This window comes from Acinetobacter sp. AL9 (genome assembly GCF_041464035.1).
Lineage (GTDB): Bacteria > Pseudomonadota > Gammaproteobacteria > Pseudomonadales > Moraxellaceae > Acinetobacter > Acinetobacter towneri.
The window spans coordinates 1-1,879 of the sequence record NZ_JAYFSK010000124.1 but is presented as its reverse complement, the minus strand read 5'-3'; the positions used below and the strand labels follow the sequence as shown (position 1 = coordinate 1,879).

The following is a 1,879-nucleotide window of genomic DNA, read 5'->3' as shown; positions in this document are numbered from 1 at the left end:
GAGAAAGCCCATATAAATGGGTAATGTACAAGTTGCTGTAGAAGCATGTTTAATTCGTCTGATCACAGATACTTTATAAAGTATTTTAATACTTTTTTGAATCCGTCAATGCGTAAGTCCTATAATATTACCAACAACGCAGAATCATTAGATTCTGCGTTTTTATGTGAGCTAAAAATTACGTTGCTACGGCTTTGGGCTTTTTACGTCGGATATATAACGTTTTATGCACTTCTGCAATTCGTACACCTGATTCATCGACAATATTGAGCGTATATTGACGTGTCAGAGGCGCATAGTCTTCTGCGATCTGTTTGATTTCCTCGACTTCAGCGGCACTCAGGCGAATATCGGCATACACCGTACTGCGTCCTGGGGCGAGGAAATGAATCGTTGCCGCTTTATCCCAAACAATATATGTTGAACCCAAGTGATGCATCAGAATGAGCATATAAAATGGATCGACCATGGAATAGAGGCTGCCGCCAAAATGTACGCCGACAATATTTTGATTTTTGCGGGTGAGTGGCATTTTGACACGGACATGGTGGTTGGCTAAATCGATTTGATCAATTTCAATACCTGCACCGCGATAGGGTGCATAACGATTTAAAAAATATTTAGAAATAAGTGGAATACTTTGTAGTTTTTTAAGCAGATTCATATGATTTTAACTATATCTTTCAAGTCTGGATGCCTTATATTAGTCTAAAATTTAGGCATCAATATGGCATGTTTTGTTATGCTGAGTGCAACAAAGGTGAATAAAAATAAAAAAGATGTATATGCAAGCGCAAACGCAATGGGTTGAAACCTCTGATCGTCAACAGCTCTATGTCAAAACTTGGGGTGAAAAAACAGCACCTGCATTGATTTTGCTGCATGGCTATCCAGATAACCAAGTAGTCTGGAAACGCGTGATTGCCGTGTTGGTACAAGATTTTTATGTGGTGAGTTACGATGTACGTGGTGCGGGACAATCCTCCATTCCCAAATCCATTCGTGCCTATAGCTTGGCTCAATTGGCTGCAGATTTAATGGCTGTTGCTAATGCCGTTTTGGGGCAGCGTGCATTTCACTTGGCAGCTCATGACTGGGGTTCAATTCAGTCTTGGGAAGCTGTAACTGATCCAGATTTAAAAGGACGAATTTTATCTTACAGTACTATTTCAGGCCCATGTTTGGATCATGCAGCGTTTTGGATGCGTAAGCAGTTTTCTGAAAATAAAATTAAATTTTTCAAACAAATGCGTAAATCTTGGTATATTGCCGCCTTTCAACTTCCTGCACTTGCACCTACAGTTTGGCAGTTCTTTCAACCTGAACAATGGCGTCAGGTGGTGATGCGTTTAGAACGTGATCAAGATATTCCGGTCAATCCTAATATCCGTAAAGATGGGCGCTATGGCGTCAATTTATATCGTGCCAATTTTATCCCACGTTTATTAAAGCCGCGTCAACGTTATGCAATTTGTCCTGTGCAAGCTATTGTCTTGAAATATGATCAATTTGTAGGTGCTGAATTGATTGATGAAATGTCGCTTTGGGTAGATGATTTTCAACGTGTGGAATTGGCAGCTAATCACTGGGCGATTCTTAGTCAGCCGCAAGCGGTTGCTACTGCCATCCGTGATTTTGCTTTAGGTCATGCAAATTCACATGCTGCAGCAATTTAAATCAGAAACGCTTGTCGGAGTTGAATGTTTGGTCAACTCCAATCTGCATAATCTCTGATAAAATAGCTTCTTTTTTGAACGCAGATTCAAATCTCAAGTGCAACACATTTGTAGTTAGTTGAAAAAGTTAGGTGTATTCATAGAATCATTAGACTTTTTCAACCCGCAATTGGAAAGCACACGATGAAGAAATACACCCAACT

2 protein-coding genes are annotated in these 1,879 nt (G+C 40.0%); one reads left to right on the top strand and one right to left on the bottom strand.

What is annotated here, in order from left to right; genetic code table 11:
• Positions 1-178: 178 nt before the first annotated feature.
• Positions 179-664, bottom strand: a complete 486-nt coding sequence (locus tag ACEO2X_RS13800) for a DUF4442 domain-containing protein (RefSeq protein ID WP_096902327.1) — start codon at positions 662-664, stop codon at positions 179-181.
• Between the two features lie 121 nt (positions 665-785).
• On the opposite strand from ACEO2X_RS13800, the gene ACEO2X_RS13795 reads away from it, so the two are divergent.
• Positions 786-1,676, top strand: coding sequence for an alpha/beta fold hydrolase (locus tag ACEO2X_RS13795; protein ID WP_371972161.1), 891 nt, complete (start codon positions 786-788; stop codon positions 1,674-1,676).
• Positions 1,677-1,879 lie beyond the last annotated feature (203 nt).

Bases quoted from the DNA above. Each gene is read 5' to 3' on its own strand.
- ACEO2X_RS13800 (WP_096902327.1), bottom strand. From the start codon at position 664: ATGAATCTGCTTAAAAAACTACAAAGTATTCCACTTATTTCTAAATAT.
- ACEO2X_RS13795 (WP_371972161.1), top strand. From the start codon at position 786: ATGCAAGCGCAAACGCAATGGGTTGAAACCTCTGATCGTCAACAGCTC.